The sequence below is a fragment of the Quyinboa mangrovi genome (genome assembly GCF_042219825.1).
GTDB lineage: Bacteria > Bacteroidota > Bacteroidia > Bacteroidales > UBA5342 > JBHJHP01.
Genome location: NZ_JBHJHQ010000001.1, coordinates 126490 through 143536 on the forward strand (window position 1 = coordinate 126490; position 17047 = coordinate 143536).

Below are 17047 nucleotides of genomic sequence, written 5' to 3' on the forward strand. Positions count from 1 at the left end.
GAAATATCAGCCGTTATATTTTGGCAAGGTAAAATGGAAGTTTGAACCTACATTGATCGTGCTGTCTACCCAGATTGTTCCATTGTTTTGTTCTACAAAATCCTTACAGATTACCAATCCAAGGCCCGTTCCTTTTTCCCCTGACGTGCCTTTTCGCTGGGTTTCGTTGTTTATTTTAAACAGGTTGTCTGCAATCTCATTGTCCATACCTATGCCTGTGTCGCTAATAGTCACTTCAATCGTATTTCCTTTGGTGAGAGTTTTGACAGAAATAGTGCCTTCGTTTTGTGTGAATTTTATTGAATTGGAAACAAGGTTACGGATTACGGTGGATATCATTTCCCCATCTGCATAAGCCTGAGTATTGGCATCTACCTGGTTTATGAGATCGATTTTTTTATTAGTTGCAGCAGTGTATAACAGTTCAAATTCACGTTCAACGATATCATAAATATTTACTTTGGCAAACTTAGGCTGAATGACACCCTGTTGGATCCGTGACCAGTGTAGCAGGTTATTGATCAGGTAAACCATGGAATCGGCTGAACGAATAATGATATCCATAAATTTAGTCAGTTCTGAATCTTCATCTTCCGGTAATTCTTCTTTAACCACTTCAGCAAAACCAACAATTCCGGTTAATGGATTTTTTAAGTCGTGACTGATTATTGAAAAAAGCTTATCTTTTGTGGAAATAAGTTGTTGTAACTCCTTATTCTGCTGTTCTATTAGTGTTTCAGCCTCTTTACGTTTATCTATATTATGCAGTACCAACAGGACGTAACTTTTATTTGAGGCTGAAATAAATGAACTGCTAATGATAACAGGAATATGATCTCCGTGCACATGATCAACCCAAAATTCACCGTTTATCGGGTTATTTTGCTTAATGGCTTCATTGAGTTTTTTGTTAAAATCATCACGGAATGGTGCAGGAATTAAGGATGAATAATGAAATCCTATCATATCTTCTGTAACCCTGTTAAACAGTTCCTCCGATTTTTTATTGGTAGCAGCTACTATACCATTTTTAGTCTCTAAAACCAACATAGCATCGCTGGCATTTTCAATTGTATGATAAATACTGTCCAGACTCGTAGTATCCTTGAAATCCAGGGTTCGGCGTTCAATAACAAAAGCAGCCTGACGGAGAATGGATTCAATATCACTCTTTTCTTCTGAGGTTAATGTCTTTTTGGAAAAGAAATGCACAACCCCTAGTAGTTTATCACCATGGTTAACTCCCATGGTATAGATGTTATTGATACTAAGAATATTTTCTATTTTACGGGCATCTGACGATGGAAACTGTATCCCGAAATACAAGTCAAGTCCTCCTTTAAATTCAACCAGTTTACTCCGTTTGTAAATCTCGTAGTTGGTAGGGTAGATGTTTATATTTTTACCAAAAATATTGTATTTGGTAATGGTTCTGATCTCATCTTCTTCATCTTTACCTACCCCCCGAATACATTTAACAGTGAGTTTTGTTTCGCTCTGATTTGTGCTTGTAAATGCAAGTATGGATTCAGGAAATTGACTGAAAAGCGCATCAGAAACATATTTATAGATTGATTCAAGATCTTCAATGTTAATCAGCTCTGCTAAAGAAAAACGTTGTTGTTGCGCTTTTTCAATTTTTTCTTCAAGCGAGAGTTCCAGTTGTTTTAATGAAGAAATATCTTCGTAGATTCCTAAAATACCATCAAATCCGTTTTCTGATTTACGAAGCGGAAATAAAGAGGTATTCAGCCATACAGTATTCCCGTTTTCAGACGTGTAGCTAAGTTCGGAGTTAAGAACAGGACCTCCAGAATTTAAAACTTCAATATCCCTGCTGCGATATTTTCTTAATTGTCTCGGCCAGTTTAAGTTGTCATCTGTTTTACCAACTATACTTTCAGGTGTACTTAATCCTGCCTGAATTGCAAATTGTTTATTACATCCTCTATATACTCCCTGGGAATCTTTCCAGAATATACAGGCCGGGATATTATCGATAATTCCTGATATTAACCTTGATCTTTCTCTCAAGCTTTCCCGTTCACCATCATTTTTGATTTCCGTAAGCTTACGCTCTGTAACATCTTCATGTACAACTGTAATTCCCTTAACAAATCCCTTATCATCTGTTACAGGATATATCCTCGTGTTGAACCAGAGTGGCGTTCTTGTATTGTATGATGCATCGTACTGATATTCTGGCACAATCACGGATTCTCCGTCATAAGCTTTCAGCACATATTCATATAAACCCGAATTTCTGATCTCGATGCTTTTCAGAATATTAAAGGAATTTATGGTTGTTGATGCCGGAAAACCCCACAGTTTTTCGTAGGCCTTATTCGCCGCAACCTGTAAACCATCCTTGTTATACTGTTCTATGATGTACGGCGCCTGGTCGATAGCCGACATATAGATGTTTTCTTCTCCTTTGTTGCGTTCAGAGAATTCTTTCAGATCGATTATTTCCCAGATGGACTCCATAAAGGAAATCAGCTGTTCTACATCTGTATTCCGGTAATCCTTTTTAGAATTTGTAACTGCTATAGTTGCTACAATACGGTTATTTTTGAAAATCGGAATACTCATGAACTTCAAGGTGTGACTACTGCCGGTAGTAAATACATCTTTCTTATGCAGATGAATATTAAAATCATTATCTATAATGGGCCTGCGCAACAATACCAGATCATTCCATATCGATTTATCTTCAAGTAAACCAAACGTCTCCTTTTCCTCATTGCTTAGTATTTCAAATCTGTCTTTCAGATTTTTAAGAACCAGAATTCCTTTCTTCTCTTCATCCACATAATGCAGATACCCAAATATACTTTTAGTATTCTTTAAAACCTCTCCCAGCACATAATCAAGCAGATCTTCCATGCCCTTTGCCTTAAACAGCGAGATGTTGATCAGAAACTTTTGTCTGAGTTCGTTAATTTGACTTTGCTGTTCGGTCTGCTTTCTTTGTGAAATATCCCTGGCAGATAATATAATTCTTTCAACGTTATTGATCTCAACATATTTAGCTAAAACTTCTAACCAGATTTCATCACCAGATCTCTTTTTTATAAGACAGTCAAAGGTTTGGGGCTCATCGTCTATTATAGCTTTTTTGAAATATGAGGATATTTTATCAAGAGTTTTTACAGTCTTTTCGCCACACAGGTCAAAAATGGTCTTTCCCGACAACTCATCCTGAGTATATCCGGTGAGTTCCTCACATGTTTTGTTTATTTCAACAATTTTGTGGCCCTCTGTTTCAAGGATGAAAATTGATTCAGTACTGAAATCAAATATCTCCTTCTGATACTGAAGTACTTCTTTTAGAATCGATTTATCCTCGTTGATTTTTGTGATATCCTTTAGCGTTCCATTAACGGATATTACTTCATTATTCTTATTCAGTAGCGGATAACCATAAACCATGCAGTAAAAGAAATCATCATTTTCTCTTCGTACCTTTAATTCTGTTTCAAAAGGTACACCCTCGGTAAAAGCCAACGTTAATACATCAACTAATTTTTTGAGTTCATTATAGGTGAAAAATGAGGATTGTTCTTCAACGGAAAGATAGTGTTTTTCAGGTGGAATGTTCAGGATTTCGAAAAACCTGGAAGAGCAAGTAACAACACCCAAAGCAGCATTCCATTCCCAGGTTGCCAAAGGCGAATGAATTCTGCTATGCAATATAGTTAGGCCTTTCTTAATTAAGATTCGATCCGACATTGCTATCGTGGGTTAACTATTAATTAAAATTGCAAGTAGCTTTAATAAATCTACATTCCAAGCGTTAATGTAAAAATACGAATATTTGGATAGCGATTGACTTTGCTGAAAAGGTTTAATGGATTGTTAATCTAATAAATGTTATGTTTATTAAAATTTACCTTAATAATAATAAATTGTTATTTTGTGTTGACTGATTAGGTAAATACACGTAGTCTAGGGTTTGTAGATTTAACATTTATATGGGTAAATTACACATCCCTATAAATGTTACTTAGCCAAATTTCGGTAATAATCTGCTTGTTTTTTATTGTTGAGCCGTGCGTTTATGTTTGCCAGGTATCCGGCATATTCTTTTTGAGGATTGAGTTTATATAGTTTTTCAAAGTATTTTTTTGCGGCCTGATAATCTTTTGTTGCAATTTTCAGCTGATCAACAAGATAGGCATACTGGCGGCGTGTTTTGTGTTTTTCATAAGCTGCCATTTCTGTATTGTAAAGGTTTTCGGCCTTGTTGTAATAATGTGATCCGAGTGTAAACAGCGCAGTACTGTTTTTTTGATCTGCAGCAAAAAGTTTAATGGCATAATTATAAGCTTCTTCTGAGTTTTCAAGATTGTTCTGAAGGATGACATAGTCTTCAAGCAGACCGGTATCAGATTTTTGGGTATCATCAATATTTTTCCAAAGGATTTCTGCTTTTGTCCAGTTTTCACTTTCTATGTATGCAGTCATAAGTTCTTTTTGTGCTGAAATTTTTAATTCACTGTCCGGAAACTTTTCTAAAAACTTTTCCAGGGAAGAGATTTCAAAAGACAGATTATTGGATCTTTTATATGCCTGAGTGATATTATAATAGGTTTCCGGCCTGCTGTTACCGTTCTCAATTGCTTTGTTGAGATAGGTAAGTGCTTTATCATTGTTGCCTGATTTTAAAGCCAGTTCACCTGCAAAAGCATACGTTGAATCACTTGCAACTTTATGTTTTGATTCATAGAAGGCAATTATATCCTCAGTCTTTTGAAGTGCACCCTGTGTATTGCTTTCAGCAGCCAGCTTGTAGGCTTCTGTGTTAAGTTCCGTAATTTGCTTTGGTGTTCCACACGATGAAAGCAAAAAAACTACTATAAGAAGGAAAAGAAATTTACTCATATCATACATTATAGGCCGCAAAGGTAACAACTAATCGGGCACTGGCAAAACTTCACAAATCGGGTTTACGGCGCAATTGCTTTAATTCTGATTTTTGATGCTTACGTTCAAGCCGTTTAACGACTGACTGGCGGGAAGGATGTGTAGGTTTTCTCTTTTTTTGCGGTTTTAGAGCAGACTCGATCAGGCTGAAAAAACGTTCTGTGGCCGATTCCTTATTTTTAAATTGAGAGCGTGAGGCCTGTGATGTTACAATAAATTCATCATCATTATTGATTCGATTTCTAAGTTTGTGAAAAATTAACTGTTTCTCACTGTCAGACAAGCCTGAAGAAGAGGATACATTAAATCTTAATTCCACCCTTGTACTGACTTTATTGACGTGCTGCCCTCCGGCGCCTGAACTTCTGGTGAAATTAAAATATAATTCGTTTTCAATAATCGTTCTTTTCATACCCGTTTTTTCGGAAGCGTAAAATAAAAAGTACTTCCCTTTCCATATTCAGATGTCAACCATATTTTTCCATGCATCAATTCCGTCAGACTTTTACATATAGATAATCCAAGCCCTGTGCCACCGTGTTGATCAGAACTGAGCCTATCTCCCTGTATGAATCGGTCCCAAACAGTTTCTTTATATTCATCCTTAATGCCTTTCCCGGTATCTGCAACAAAAAATACCCATTCATTATTCAACTGTTCAATGCCTATTTCTATTGAACCGGATGACGTGAATTTGATAGCATTAGTAAGAAGATTTCCAAATATCTGGAGAATGCGTTGATTGTCACCCATCACTTTCAATTTGCCCGCTTTTTTAGGTATGATGAGTTTAAAATCAAGTCCCTTTGCTTCTACATTGGGTTTGAATTGATCATAAATATCGTTTAGCAGAGTATTGATTTCGTTTTCTACAATAGTTAAATCAATTTGCTGAGATTCAATTTTTGAAATATCCAGTATATCATTCAAAATGGATAATAACTGATTGCTGCTTTTTCTGATAATATTACTGTATGAATGACGGGTTTCTTCGTCCATTTCTGAATCTGTAGCAAGAATTTCGGAAAATCCGATAATTCCATTCAGAGGAGTCCGTATTTCATGGCTCATATTGGCAAGAAATGAAGATTTCAGTTTATCACTTTCGCGTGCCTTAGCAAGTGCATGCTTCAATTCTTCTTCATGCTTAATTCTCTCAGTTACATCCCTGCCAATACATACAGAATACTCCTGTTTATTGTTGCTGTTTATAATACGTTCTATAGATAATTCAATCCAGATTTCAGTGCCGTCTTTTTTCCGGGCTTTATTAATAAATGTAGAAGAGAATATGTTTTTCTGCCTCTCTTCCATAATTCTGTTTTTTACATATGCCACGTCATCGCTATGTACAAACAGAAGAATGTTTTTGTTTGTAATTTCTTCATGTGAATATCCTAATACCTGATTTACAGAAGGGCTTACATAGGTAATTAAAAAGTTAGGATCAACAATCAGAATGAAATCAGAGGTATTCTCTGCAATAATTTCAAAGTTCCTCTGACTGGTTTGTAATTCCTTTTCATATTGTTTCCGTTTGGTTATATCTCTCCAATTGGTATAAATAATGTCAACTCCTCTTTCTTTCAGTGGGGTTAGTGAAACTTCAATCCATAAATTCCTTCCGCCTTTCTTCTGATGAACCCATTCAAACCTGCTGTATCCACTTTTTAAAGCTTCTTCAATTAGATCGACGGCTTTTTTATATGAGGGTTGCCCATCAGGTTGAAATTCAGGGGACAGATCCCATGGATGTTTGCCGACTATATCTTTTTTGCTGTTATATTCCAGTAATTTAACCGTTGCCTGATTACATTCAATAAATTTTTCGCCTTCAATTAAAAGTACCGGATCATTGGATTGCTCAAAAAGCTTTCTGTACTTCTCCTCGCTTTCCTTCAGTTCGCGATCCATCTTAATTCGTTCTGTAATATCTCTGGCAACTGCGTACATTATTCCTTCCTGATTGGGTGGAGTGCCCATCCATTCAAATGTTCTATAGGTTCCGCTCTTACACCTGTATCTATTTATAAAACCTTTTACAGATTTCCCCGTCTTTTGCTGATCTATCTGAAGCATGGTGTCATTGAGGTCTTCGGGATGAATTAATTCTGTAAATGAGGTATTGAGAAGTTCATCTATTGAATATCCAAGTATTCTCTCCCACGATTTATTTACTTTTAGAAAGGTTCCGTCAGACTTGACAATACAGGAAAGGTCTGGAGTAAGAGCGAAGAAAGTTTCGAGTTCTTCATGTGCCGCCCTGATCAGAAATTCAACTTCTTTTTTATCTGTTATATCCCGGCCAATGGCAATAATCTCATATACTTCATCTTTGTCATTAACAATAGCAGTATCTTTCCATTCCAGCCATTTCCATCCGTCTGGTGTATAAACCCTTTGCTGCACAACTGTTTTGTAGGGTGGTTTATACAATTCTTCCATTTTTAAGGTCGTAGAATGTCTGTCATCTTCATGTACCAGTGGCATAAAACTCTGGTTGAGAAGTTCCTCTTTTGATTTTCCAAAAAATGAGCAGTATTTCTCGTTTATATACAGGAAACGACCTTGCTTATCTACTTTTACCAGCAAATCATCCTGATTTTCAATAAGGTGTTCGTATTCAAGTTCCTTTAATTTTATCTGTGCTTTTATTTTATCCTGTTTGACGGATTCCTTTCTGACCAGAAAGTATATAAGAATAGTAGTCAATATAACAAATATTAGTCCTTTGTATGTCTGTATCCGGGGATCTGTAGTTAATAAACTAACAAGGAAATCACTACCAATAATCCACAGTACACCTACAATAAGAAATGTAATAACAATTCTCAATTCAACCCTGGACCTTTTATTGCCTTTGTTTTCAACTTTTTTCATAAACGATAAACAGTCTACGAATTTAATAAAAAAATAATTAACAATTATTTAATGTTGATAACTATATTATTATATCGTTGAGTATTTCGGTTTAGAAATATTAAGCGGTGAATGTTTTGTTCAGGCTTTTGAAAAAGGAGTAATTAAAAAAAATAAAACCCGGTTCTTACCGGGTTTTATAAACAAATATTATTGTATGTGTATTTTATTTTACACCATTCGCTAAAAGATAGTACATGTCATTCCAGCGTAACTCTTTTTTGAATTCAGGAATGGTTGTATTATTATCTATTACGACAAGTTCCAGGCCAGCCATTTCAGCGAAGTCCTGGAAATATTCTTTGTTCAGTGCCATACTGAAGCTGGTATGATGTGCACCACCTGCAAATATCCACGCTGCAGCTCCGATTTCCAGATTTGGTTCCGGAATCCAGAATGCTCTTGCAACCGGTAATTTCGGAAGAGGGTTAGACTTGATACAGTTAACCGGGTTAACGATCAAACGCATTCTGCCGCCCATATCCACAACGGAGGCATTTACACCAGGTCCTTCCGGTACGTCAAATACAAGACGGGCAGGATCATCTTTGCCACCAATGCCTAAAGGATGAACCTCAATATTTGGTTTCCCTTTAGCGATGGAAGGACAAATTTCCAGCATGTGAGAACTTAAAATAGCCGGTTGAGCAGGATCCAAATGGTATGTATAGTCTTCCATGAAAGAACAACCACCTTCAAGACCCGTTGCCATCACTTTCATAATGCGCACCAGTGCTGATTGTTTCCAGTCACCTTCAGCACCAAAACCATATCCCTGCTCCATTAAGCGTTGTGATGCAAGTCCGGGAAGTTGTTCCAGACCGTGAAGATCTTCAAAGTTGGTTGTAAATGCCTTGTAACCAAATTTGTCCAAAAACTTCTTCATCCCAAGCTCTATTTTAGCCTGGTAACGAACATTTTTACTGGACATGTCTTCCAGATTATATTTTTCGTTGTATTCCTTAACAACAGCGTCAATTTCTTCATCTTTTACATTATCCATGCTCTTAACAAGCTCACCTACACCATGTGCATTCACCTGCCAGCCAAACACTTTATTGGCTTCAACTTTGTCACCTTCAGTTACTGCAACGTAACGCATGTTATCACCAAAGCGACAAATTTTAAGATTCTTGGATTCATGATAACCAACTGCTGCTCTTGTCCATACAGCTAACTGATCCACAACTTTTTCATCCTGCCAGTGTCCAACAATTACCTTACGTTCCTTACGTAACCTTGTACAAATGAAACCAAATTCGCGGTCTCCATGTGCCGATTGATTCAGGTTCATAAAGTCCATATCGATTTCATTCCATGGAATATCCCGGTTGAACTGTGTGTGTAAATGTACAAATGGCTTGTTCAGTACGCTTAATCCATTGATCCACATTTTTGCAGGAGAGAAGGTATGCATCCAGGTTATTAAACCTATACAGTTCGGATTAGTATTGGCTTCAAGACAACACGTGTAAATTTCGTCCGGAGTTTTTAAAACTGGTTTAAATACAATTTTAACGGGAATTTTGGGATTGTCATTGAATGCTTTTGCAATCTGTGCAGAATGCTCATCAACCTGTTGAAGGGTCTTAGGTCCATATAAATGCTGACTACCTGTGATGAACCAAACTTCCAGACTTTTAAGATTTTCCATTTTAGTATATTTAATGTTGATTACTGATTTCAATTAAGCAACAAAGATAGTAAAAAGTTAAATGTAAATAATACACTTAAAAAATATTTTTCCTTTTCCTTGTTACGTTTCATGTAAAATTGTTAAAACTGTTCTATAATATTGTTATAAAACATATATTGTAAATTTAATATTTGGAACTTATAAGCATTTAGCCTATTTTTGCGACAAACTGTCAATAAAAACGGCCAAAAACCGTTAAATTTTGATATTTTGACAAGAGACAAGATTTTATCTTTTTGAAAAACACCATGTTAGGTGACGTTCTTTAAAATATTTTTTTGACTGAGTTCCTAAAAAATTAGAGTATGCAGAGTGGATTACCAAAAGCTCAGGGAATGTACCATCCCGCTAATGAGCATGACAATTGTGGCATCGGCTTTGTGGCTCATATCAAAGGACATAAATCCCAGGAAATAATCCAGAGGGGATTAGAGGTTCTTGTGAATATGACTCACAGGGGTGCAGAAAGTGCTGATAATAAATCAGGAGACGGAGCAGGTATCTTGGTGCAGGTACCACACGATTTTATCGTGTCGCAGGGAATAAAAGTTCCATCGCCCGGAAGATATGGTACCGGGTTAATGTTTTTGCCCAACGATCCGTATGAAGCGGATAGTTGCATGGGAGTATTTAACGAAACGGCAAAGGAAGAAGGTCTTCAAATCATTGGTTATCGTGATGTACCGGTAGACAGTACCGCGATAGGTGAGATTGCTATGCGCACAGAACCAAAGATTAAACAGGTTTTTGTTACAGGAAATCTGGAGCAGGATGTGCTCGAGCGCAAGATTTATGTGGTACGTAAAATCACAGAACGGAAGATTCGTGATTCCAAGTTTCAGGAAAAGGGTAAGTTTTATTTACCCAGTTTATCAACAAAAGTATTGGTTTACAAAGGGATGTTAACACCTGAACAGGTGGGGCAGTATTATCTAGACCTTAATCATCCTAAGTTTATCAGTGCCATTGCACTGGTGCATTCACGCTTTTCTACCAATACATTCCCAACATGGGATTTGGCGCAGCCATTCAGGTTTATTGCACACAATGGTGAGATTAACACCATTCGTGGTAACCGTTTATGGATGCAGGCTCGTGAAGCGCTTCTGAAGTCTGACCTTCTCGGGGATGACCTTAAGAAAGTATTTCCTATCATTGAGCCGAACAAAAGTGACTCCGCGTCGCTTGACAATGCTATGGAATTTCTGTTCATGGCAGGAAGGTCTTTACCGCATGCACTCAGCATGCTGATCCCGGAATCTTTCAACGAAAAGAACCCGATTCCGGATAGCCTGAAAGCATTCTACGAATATCATTCCACCATTATGGAAGCATGGGATGGTCCAGCTTCCATTGTATTTTCCGATGGACGTTATATTGGTGGAACGCTCGACAGAAACGGTTTAAGACCATCGCGTTATGTGATCACCAAGAACGACCTTATTGTTATGGGATCGGAAGTTGGTGTTCAGACATTTCCTGCTGAAGACATCGTATATAAAGGTCGTTTGCGTCCGGGTAAAATTTTGCTGGTCGACACTCAGTTTGGTATCATAATACCGGATGAGGAAATTAAGGCCGAATTGACAAGACGTAACCCTTATCAGAACTGGCTGAAAGAGAACCGAATGGAACTTGAAGATATTCAGGTTATTAAGCGGGTGCCTTCTCAGCTCGGTGATAAATACAGTGAATACCTTAAAGTTTTTGATTATTCAAAAGAAGATGTTAAGGATATTCTTGAACCTATGGCCATTAACGGTCAGGAACCAACAGGTTCCATGGGTAATGATACGCCACTGGCCGTATTATCGCCCAATTCACAATTATTTTTCAACTATTTTAAACAGACATTTGCCCAGGTTACTAATCCACCAATTGACTCAATTCGTGAAGGACTGGTAATGTCTCTAACCAATTATATTGGTTCAGTGAACCAGAATATTCTGGAAGAATCGCCGGACATTTGTAAGCTGATAAAATTTGATCAGCCTATTATTACAAATACGGACCTTGGCAAAATTAAAGATCTGAAGCATGAAGAGTTTTCTCATGTTACCCTGAAAATGATGTTCCCGGCAAAAGAAGGGGAGAAAGGGTTGGAGAAAGCACTTGAAAATTTGTGTAAGGATGCTGAGAAAGCAGTTGACGAGAATAAAAATTATATTATACTTTCTGATCGTGCCATTGATCACGATCATATAGCTATTCCTTCACTGCTGGCGGTTTCAGCGGTTCATCACTACCTGATACGTGCAAAAAAACGTATGCAGACCGGTTTGATTGTTGAGACTGGTGAGGCCAGGGAAGTGAACCATTTTGCATTGTTGCTGGCTTATGGTGCATCGGTAGTTAATCCGTATGTAGCATTCGCCGTTATTTGTGATCAGTGCGAAACCGGAAAAATTAAGATGGACTATCCAAAGGCCCGTGAAAATTATATCAAGGGTATAAGTAAAGGGCTTCTGAAGATCATGTCTAAAATGGGTATTTCTACGTTACGTTCATACCATGGTGCTCAAATGTATGAGGCTGTTGGCGTATCGCGGGATGTTGTTGAAAAGTACTTTACAACAACCATGAGTCGTATTGGAGGTGTGGGATTGGAAGAAATTGCCAAGGAATCCATTATGCGTCATAATAAAGCTTATGATGTTATGACACCTGATAATTTCCAGATGAATGGTACGTATGCTTACCGTCGTAACGGAGAGCATCATGCTTGGAACCCGGAAACCATTGGTTTATTGCAGTGGGCTACCAGCCATAATGATTACGGAAAATTTAAAGAGTATTCACGTCTGATTGACAAACAAAACCGGCATGCATTCTTAAGAGGATCGTTCAAGGTTAAACGCAATCCTATTGATATTTCCGAAGTTGAGCCGGTAAGCGAAATTATGAAGCGCTTTATTACCGGAGCGATGTCATACGGTTCAATTTCCAAAGAAGCGCACGAAGCTCTGGCTGTAGCCATGAATAAAGTGGGCGGTAGAAGTAACACTGGTGAAGGTGGTGAAGATCCGTTGCGTTTCAATACACCGAAGCGTTCTTCTATCAAGCAGGTCGCATCTGGTCGTTTTGGTGTGACCAACAACTATCTTGTGAATGCCGATGAAATTCAGATTAAAATAGCTCAGGGGGCAAAACCTGGTGAAGGTGGTCAGTTGCCCGGGCATAAGGTGAACCGGATTATTGCAAAGACCCGTAATTCAACACCGGGTATTACATTGATTTCACCTCCGCCGCATCACGATATTTATTCTATCGAGGATTTGGCTCAGCTGATCTATGACCTGAAATGTACTAACCCGGATGCCAAAATCTCAGTGAAGCTGGTTTCGGAAAATGGCGTAGGTACAATTGCTGCCGGTGTTTCTAAAGCACATGCCGACCTTATCATCATCTCTGGTGGTGATGGCGGAACCGGTGCTTCTCCGATCAGTTCTATTAAACATGCCGGTATGCCGGTTGAAGTTGGTCTGGCAGAAACACAGCAAACGCTGGTGATGAACAATCTTCGTGGTCGTGTTAAAATTCAGAGCGACGGACAGCTAAAAAACGGTACGGATGTCATTAAGCTGGCATTACTCGGTGCTGAAGAATTTGGTTTTGCAACATCTGCACTTATCACACTCGGATGTATTATGATGCGTAAATGTCACCTGAATACTTGTCCTGCCGGTATTGCCACACAAAATAAAGTACTGAGAAAACGTTTTATAGGTAAGTCTGAATTTGTGGTAAACTTCTTCCATTTTATTGCCCAGGAAGTCAGGGAGAACCTTGCTGAAATGGGATTCCGTAAAATGGATGAAATCATTGGACGAACAGATTTGATCGAGTTGGATACAGAAAATATTGGATGGAAAGCCAAGGGAATTGATCTTAAACCCTTGCTTTATTTCCCTGAAGAAGGAAAAACATTCGATATTCATAATACACACGATCAGGTACATAAGATTGATGATGTGCTTGACAGAGAATTAATTAAACTGGCAAATCCAGCCATCAGAAGCAAGGAAAAAGTCTGGATTGCAAAAGATATCAAGAATACTGACCGTACCGTCGGTGCCATGTTATCGGGAGCAATCAGCAAGCGCTTTGGTGAAGAAGGCCTGCCGGCAAATACCATTAACTGTACTTTTACAGGGTCAGCCGGTCAGTCATTCGGTGCCTTCCTTGTAAAAGGTGTCTCATTTCGACTGGAAGGTGATACCAACGATTACATAGCCAAAGGCCTTTCCGGAGGGCGTATTACCGTTGTTCCACCGTCAGGTTCTAAATTTAAGCCTGAAGAGAACATCATTATCGGTAATACCTCGTTGTATGGTGCAACTGCCGGTGAAGTTTATATTCGTGGTGTTGCCGGTGAGCGTTTTGCCGTACGTAACTCGGGAGCAAGCGCCGTTGTGGAAGGAGCCGGAGACCACTGTTGTGAGTACATGACTGGTGGACGTGTGGTGGTGCTCGGTTCAACCGGACGTAACTTTGCTGCCGGTATGAGTGGTGGTATTGCTTATGTGCTGGATGAAAGAGGTGATTTTGATTTCTATTGTAATAAAGGTCTGGTTGAAATCGGTCCGCTGGAAGACAGGGCAGATATCACAGAACTACAGGAAATGATCAATAACCACCTGTTACATACCAACAGTGATAAGGCAAGAGAAATTCTGGTGAACTGGTACGAGTATCTGCCGAAGTTTGTTAAGGTTATTCCGTTCGAATACAAGAAAGTAATGGAAGAGATGAAGATCAGGGAACTGAATAAGAAACTGAAACAGACAGAAGATACACCTTCGGTTCATTATTAAAAAGTGTTAGAAAATTTAATTGATTACAAGGGTTTGACCCGAATAAAAATATATTAAGATGGGAAATCCAAAAGGTTTTATGGAAGTTGCCAAAAAAGATGGAGGATACCGACCGATTGAGGAGCGTATTGAGGACTTCAGTGAAGTGGAACAGACGCTGAACGATGAGGATCGCAAACTTCAGGCTTCCAGATGTATGGATTGTGGTGTGCCTTTTTGCCACTGGGCTTGTACTGTAGCAAGTAAAATCCCGGAATGGCAGGATGCACTTTACAGAGGAAATTATAAAGAAGCATATGAAATATTAACAGAGTCGAACGCATTTCCTGAATTTACGGGACGTATTTGTCCGGCTTTGTGCGAGAAATCATGTGTATTGAATATTCATAACGAATCGGTGACCATACGTGAGAATGAGTGCTCTGTTGCAGAGAAAGCATTTGCACTTGGGTATGTAGTGCCGAAGCCGCCCAAGGTGAGGACTGGCAAGAAAGTGGCCGTCATCGGTAGCGGACCGGCAGGTCTGTCAGCCGCTGAGCGACTGAATGCCTGGGGACACTCGGTGACCGTTTTTGAAAAGGACGATGCCATTGGAGGTTTGTTGCGTTATGGTATACCGGATTTTAAACTGAGCAAGAAAGTTATTGACCGTCGCCTTGAGGTTCTGGTAGATGAAGGTGTTGAGTTTAAAACCAATACCAACGTGGGTGTGGATATAACCGGCGAACAACTGCTGAAAGAATATGATTCAGTAGTGTTGGCTATCGGTGCGATGAAACCCAGGGATCTGCCTGCGGAAGGACGTGATCTGGATGGAATACACTATGCAATGGACTTTCTGAAACAGCAGAACAAAGTAAACAGAGGTCAGAAATATGAGGCTAAAGAGCGTATTCTGGCAGAAAATAAAAACGTACTGGTAATAGGTGGTGGTGATACCGGTAGCGACTGTGTGGGAACTTCAATCCGTCAGAAAGCTAAAGCGGTTCGCCAGATCGAGATCATGCCAAAACCACCAACAAAACGTGCATTTGGTAATCCATGGCCTTACTGGCCAAATGTGATGAAGACTTCATCGTCACACGAGGAAGGTTGCGAGCGTGAATGGGCTTTGGCTACCAAACGTTTTATCGGAGAAAACGGAAAGGTAAAACAGGCTGAAGTTGTTACAGTGGAATGGCGTAAAAATTCAGACGGACGCATGGAAATGGTTGAAATACAGGGATCAAACAAGGTGATTGATTGTGACCTGGTTTTGCTTTCCATGGGTTTTGTACATTGTGTACACGAAGGACTTGTAAACGAACTTGGACTTGAACTTGACGGTAGAGGTAACATTAAAGTGAACGAAAACAGACAATCCATCTCTAATGATAAGGTGTTTGCAGCGGGTGATGCCGCTATGGGTGCCAGTCTGGTTGTTCGTGCAATAGATGATGCCCGCCAGATGGCTGCAAAGGTTCACCAGTTTTTGAACGCATAATTTAGCGATTTTTCAAACGATAAAAAGAGCTGTTGCCGGTTTTCGGTAGCAGCTCTTTTGCTTTTGTTGATCCGGTAGATATACAAACTACCGGATTATTTTTTCGTATCGACCGGTATCAGCCGCCTATCTTTAATCAGAATCGATATAAACTACGTATTGCAGGCCAACCATGAGAAGTACATGTTTTATGTAATAGGCAGATATTTAGATAATTATATAGGTTGTGTGGATTTTATGCTAAAGAACATGTCCTTTGTGCTCTTATGATAGCTTGCTTGAAATGGGTAGGCGACTATTTTTGTGTGTTGTTTTTAAAAAACTGATACATTATGGGTTTAAAAATTCTCGTATTGGCAAAACAGGTTCCCGATACCAGAAATGTTGGGAAAGATGCCATGAAAGCAGATGGTACCGTAAACAGGGCCGCTCTGCCAGCCATCTTCAATCCTGAAGATTTGAATGCACTCGAACAGGCGCTACGATTAAAAGATAAGTATGCCGGAGCCACAGTTTCCATCCTGACGATGGGACCGGGCCGTGCTTCTGAAATTATCCGTGAAGGTTTATACCGTGGTGCGGACAATGGTTTTCTGTTGACAGACCGTGCCTTTGCCGGTTCTGATACATTGGCCACTTCTTATGCACTGGCCAGAACAATAGAAAAAATCGGGCCGTTTGATCTGATCGTAGCCGGGCGTCAGGCAATTGATGGTGATACTGCACAGGTTGGTCCGCAGGTGGCTGAAAAACTTGGCATTCCACAGGTAACCTATTCAGAGGAGATTTTATCTGCCGAAAAGGGCAAGGTTGTTGTTAAACGCCGACTGGAGCGTGGTGTTGAAACCGTTGAAGGTCCGTTACCAATAGTGGTTACAGTGAATAGTTCAGCTGCTGCATGCCGTCCGAGAAATGCCCGTTTATTAATGAAATATAAACACGCCAAGACGGTTACCGAACGTGTGGACGAGAATGAAGATTATATGGTGATGTACAGCGAAAGACCATACCTGAATATTCAGGAAGTGACGGCTGCTGATATCAAAGCCGAATCGGAACAACTCGGTTTATCCGGATCACCAACAAAGGTGAAAACAATTGAGAACATTGTATTTCAGGCTAAAGAATCTAAGATCCTTACTTCGAACGATGAAGATATCGAAGATCTGATGAAGGAACTGATTCTGAATCATACCATAGGTTAAACCT

8 protein-coding genes are annotated in these 17047 nt (G+C 39.2%); 3 read left to right on the forward strand and 5 right to left on the reverse strand.

Annotated features, from left to right (window positions below; translation table 11 throughout):
• Positions 1–6: 6 nt before the first annotated feature.
• The 5 genes from ACE1ET_RS00550 to araA all read right to left on the reverse strand — a co-directional run bounded on the left by ACE1ET_RS00550 (position 7) and on the right by araA (position 9499).
• Complete coding sequence (locus ACE1ET_RS00550) at positions 7–3732, reverse strand: PAS domain S-box protein (protein ID WP_375726401.1); 3726 nt, start codon at positions 3730–3732, stop codon at positions 7–9.
• A gap of 270 nt (positions 3733–4002) precedes the next feature.
• Positions 4003–4884, reverse strand: coding sequence for a tetratricopeptide repeat protein (locus ACE1ET_RS00555; RefSeq protein WP_375726402.1), 882 nt, complete (start codon positions 4882–4884; stop codon positions 4003–4005).
• Between the two features lie 52 nt (positions 4885–4936).
• Positions 4937–5338, reverse strand: coding sequence for an alternative ribosome rescue aminoacyl-tRNA hydrolase ArfB (arfB, locus tag ACE1ET_RS00560; protein ID WP_375726403.1), 402 nt, complete (start codon positions 5336–5338; stop codon positions 4937–4939).
• On the reverse strand, positions 5335–7806 hold the full coding sequence (locus ACE1ET_RS00565; RefSeq protein ID WP_375726404.1) for a PAS domain-containing protein: 2472 nt from the start codon (positions 7804–7806) through the stop codon (positions 5335–5337). Before ACE1ET_RS00565 ends, arfB begins: the two co-directional genes overlap by 4 nt.
• Before the next feature lie 205 nt (positions 7807–8011).
• Complete coding sequence (gene araA / locus ACE1ET_RS00570) at positions 8012–9499, reverse strand: L-arabinose isomerase (protein WP_375726405.1); 1488 nt, start codon at positions 9497–9499, stop codon at positions 8012–8014.
• A gap of 347 nt (positions 9500–9846) precedes the next feature.
• Between araA and gltB the strand changes: the two genes are divergently transcribed.
• From gltB to ACE1ET_RS00585, 3 genes are all read left to right on the forward strand, one after another.
• Positions 9847–14355 (forward strand): glutamate synthase large subunit, encoded by a 4509-nt coding sequence (gene gltB / locus ACE1ET_RS00575; protein ID WP_375726406.1) that lies wholly within the window; start codon positions 9847–9849, stop codon positions 14353–14355.
• Between the two features lie 58 nt (positions 14356–14413).
• The gene (locus ACE1ET_RS00580) at positions 14414–15838 is read left to right on the forward strand and encodes a glutamate synthase subunit beta (protein ID WP_375726407.1); all 1425 of its coding nucleotides are present in this window, start codon (positions 14414–14416) and stop codon (positions 15836–15838) included.
• A gap of 332 nt (positions 15839–16170) precedes the next feature.
• Positions 16171–17043, forward strand: coding sequence for an electron transfer flavoprotein subunit beta/FixA family protein (locus ACE1ET_RS00585; protein ID WP_375726408.1), 873 nt, complete (start codon positions 16171–16173; stop codon positions 17041–17043).
• Positions 17044–17047 lie beyond the last annotated feature (4 nt).

Coding starts and splice junctions, on each gene's coding strand:
- ACE1ET_RS00550 (WP_375726401.1), bottom strand. CDS start 3,732: ATGTCGGATCGAATCTTAATTAAGAAAGGCCTAACTATATTGCATAGC.
- ACE1ET_RS00565 (WP_375726404.1), bottom strand. CDS start 7,806: ATGAAAAAAGTTGAAAACAAAGGCAATAAAAGGTCCAGGGTTGAATTG.
- araA (WP_375726405.1), bottom strand. CDS start 9,499: ATGGAAAATCTTAAAAGTCTGGAAGTTTGGTTCATCACAGGTAGTCAG.
- ACE1ET_RS00580 (WP_375726407.1), top strand. CDS start 14,414: ATGGGAAATCCAAAAGGTTTTATGGAAGTTGCCAAAAAAGATGGAGGA.
- ACE1ET_RS00555 (WP_375726402.1), bottom strand. CDS start 4,884: ATGAGTAAATTTCTTTTCCTTCTTATAGTAGTTTTTTTGCTTTCATCG.
- ACE1ET_RS00585 (WP_375726408.1), top strand. CDS start 16,171: ATGGGTTTAAAAATTCTCGTATTGGCAAAACAGGTTCCCGATACCAGA.
- gltB (WP_375726406.1), top strand. CDS start 9,847: ATGCAGAGTGGATTACCAAAAGCTCAGGGAATGTACCATCCCGCTAAT.
- arfB (WP_375726403.1), bottom strand. CDS start 5,338: ATGAAAAGAACGATTATTGAAAACGAATTATATTTTAATTTCACCAGA.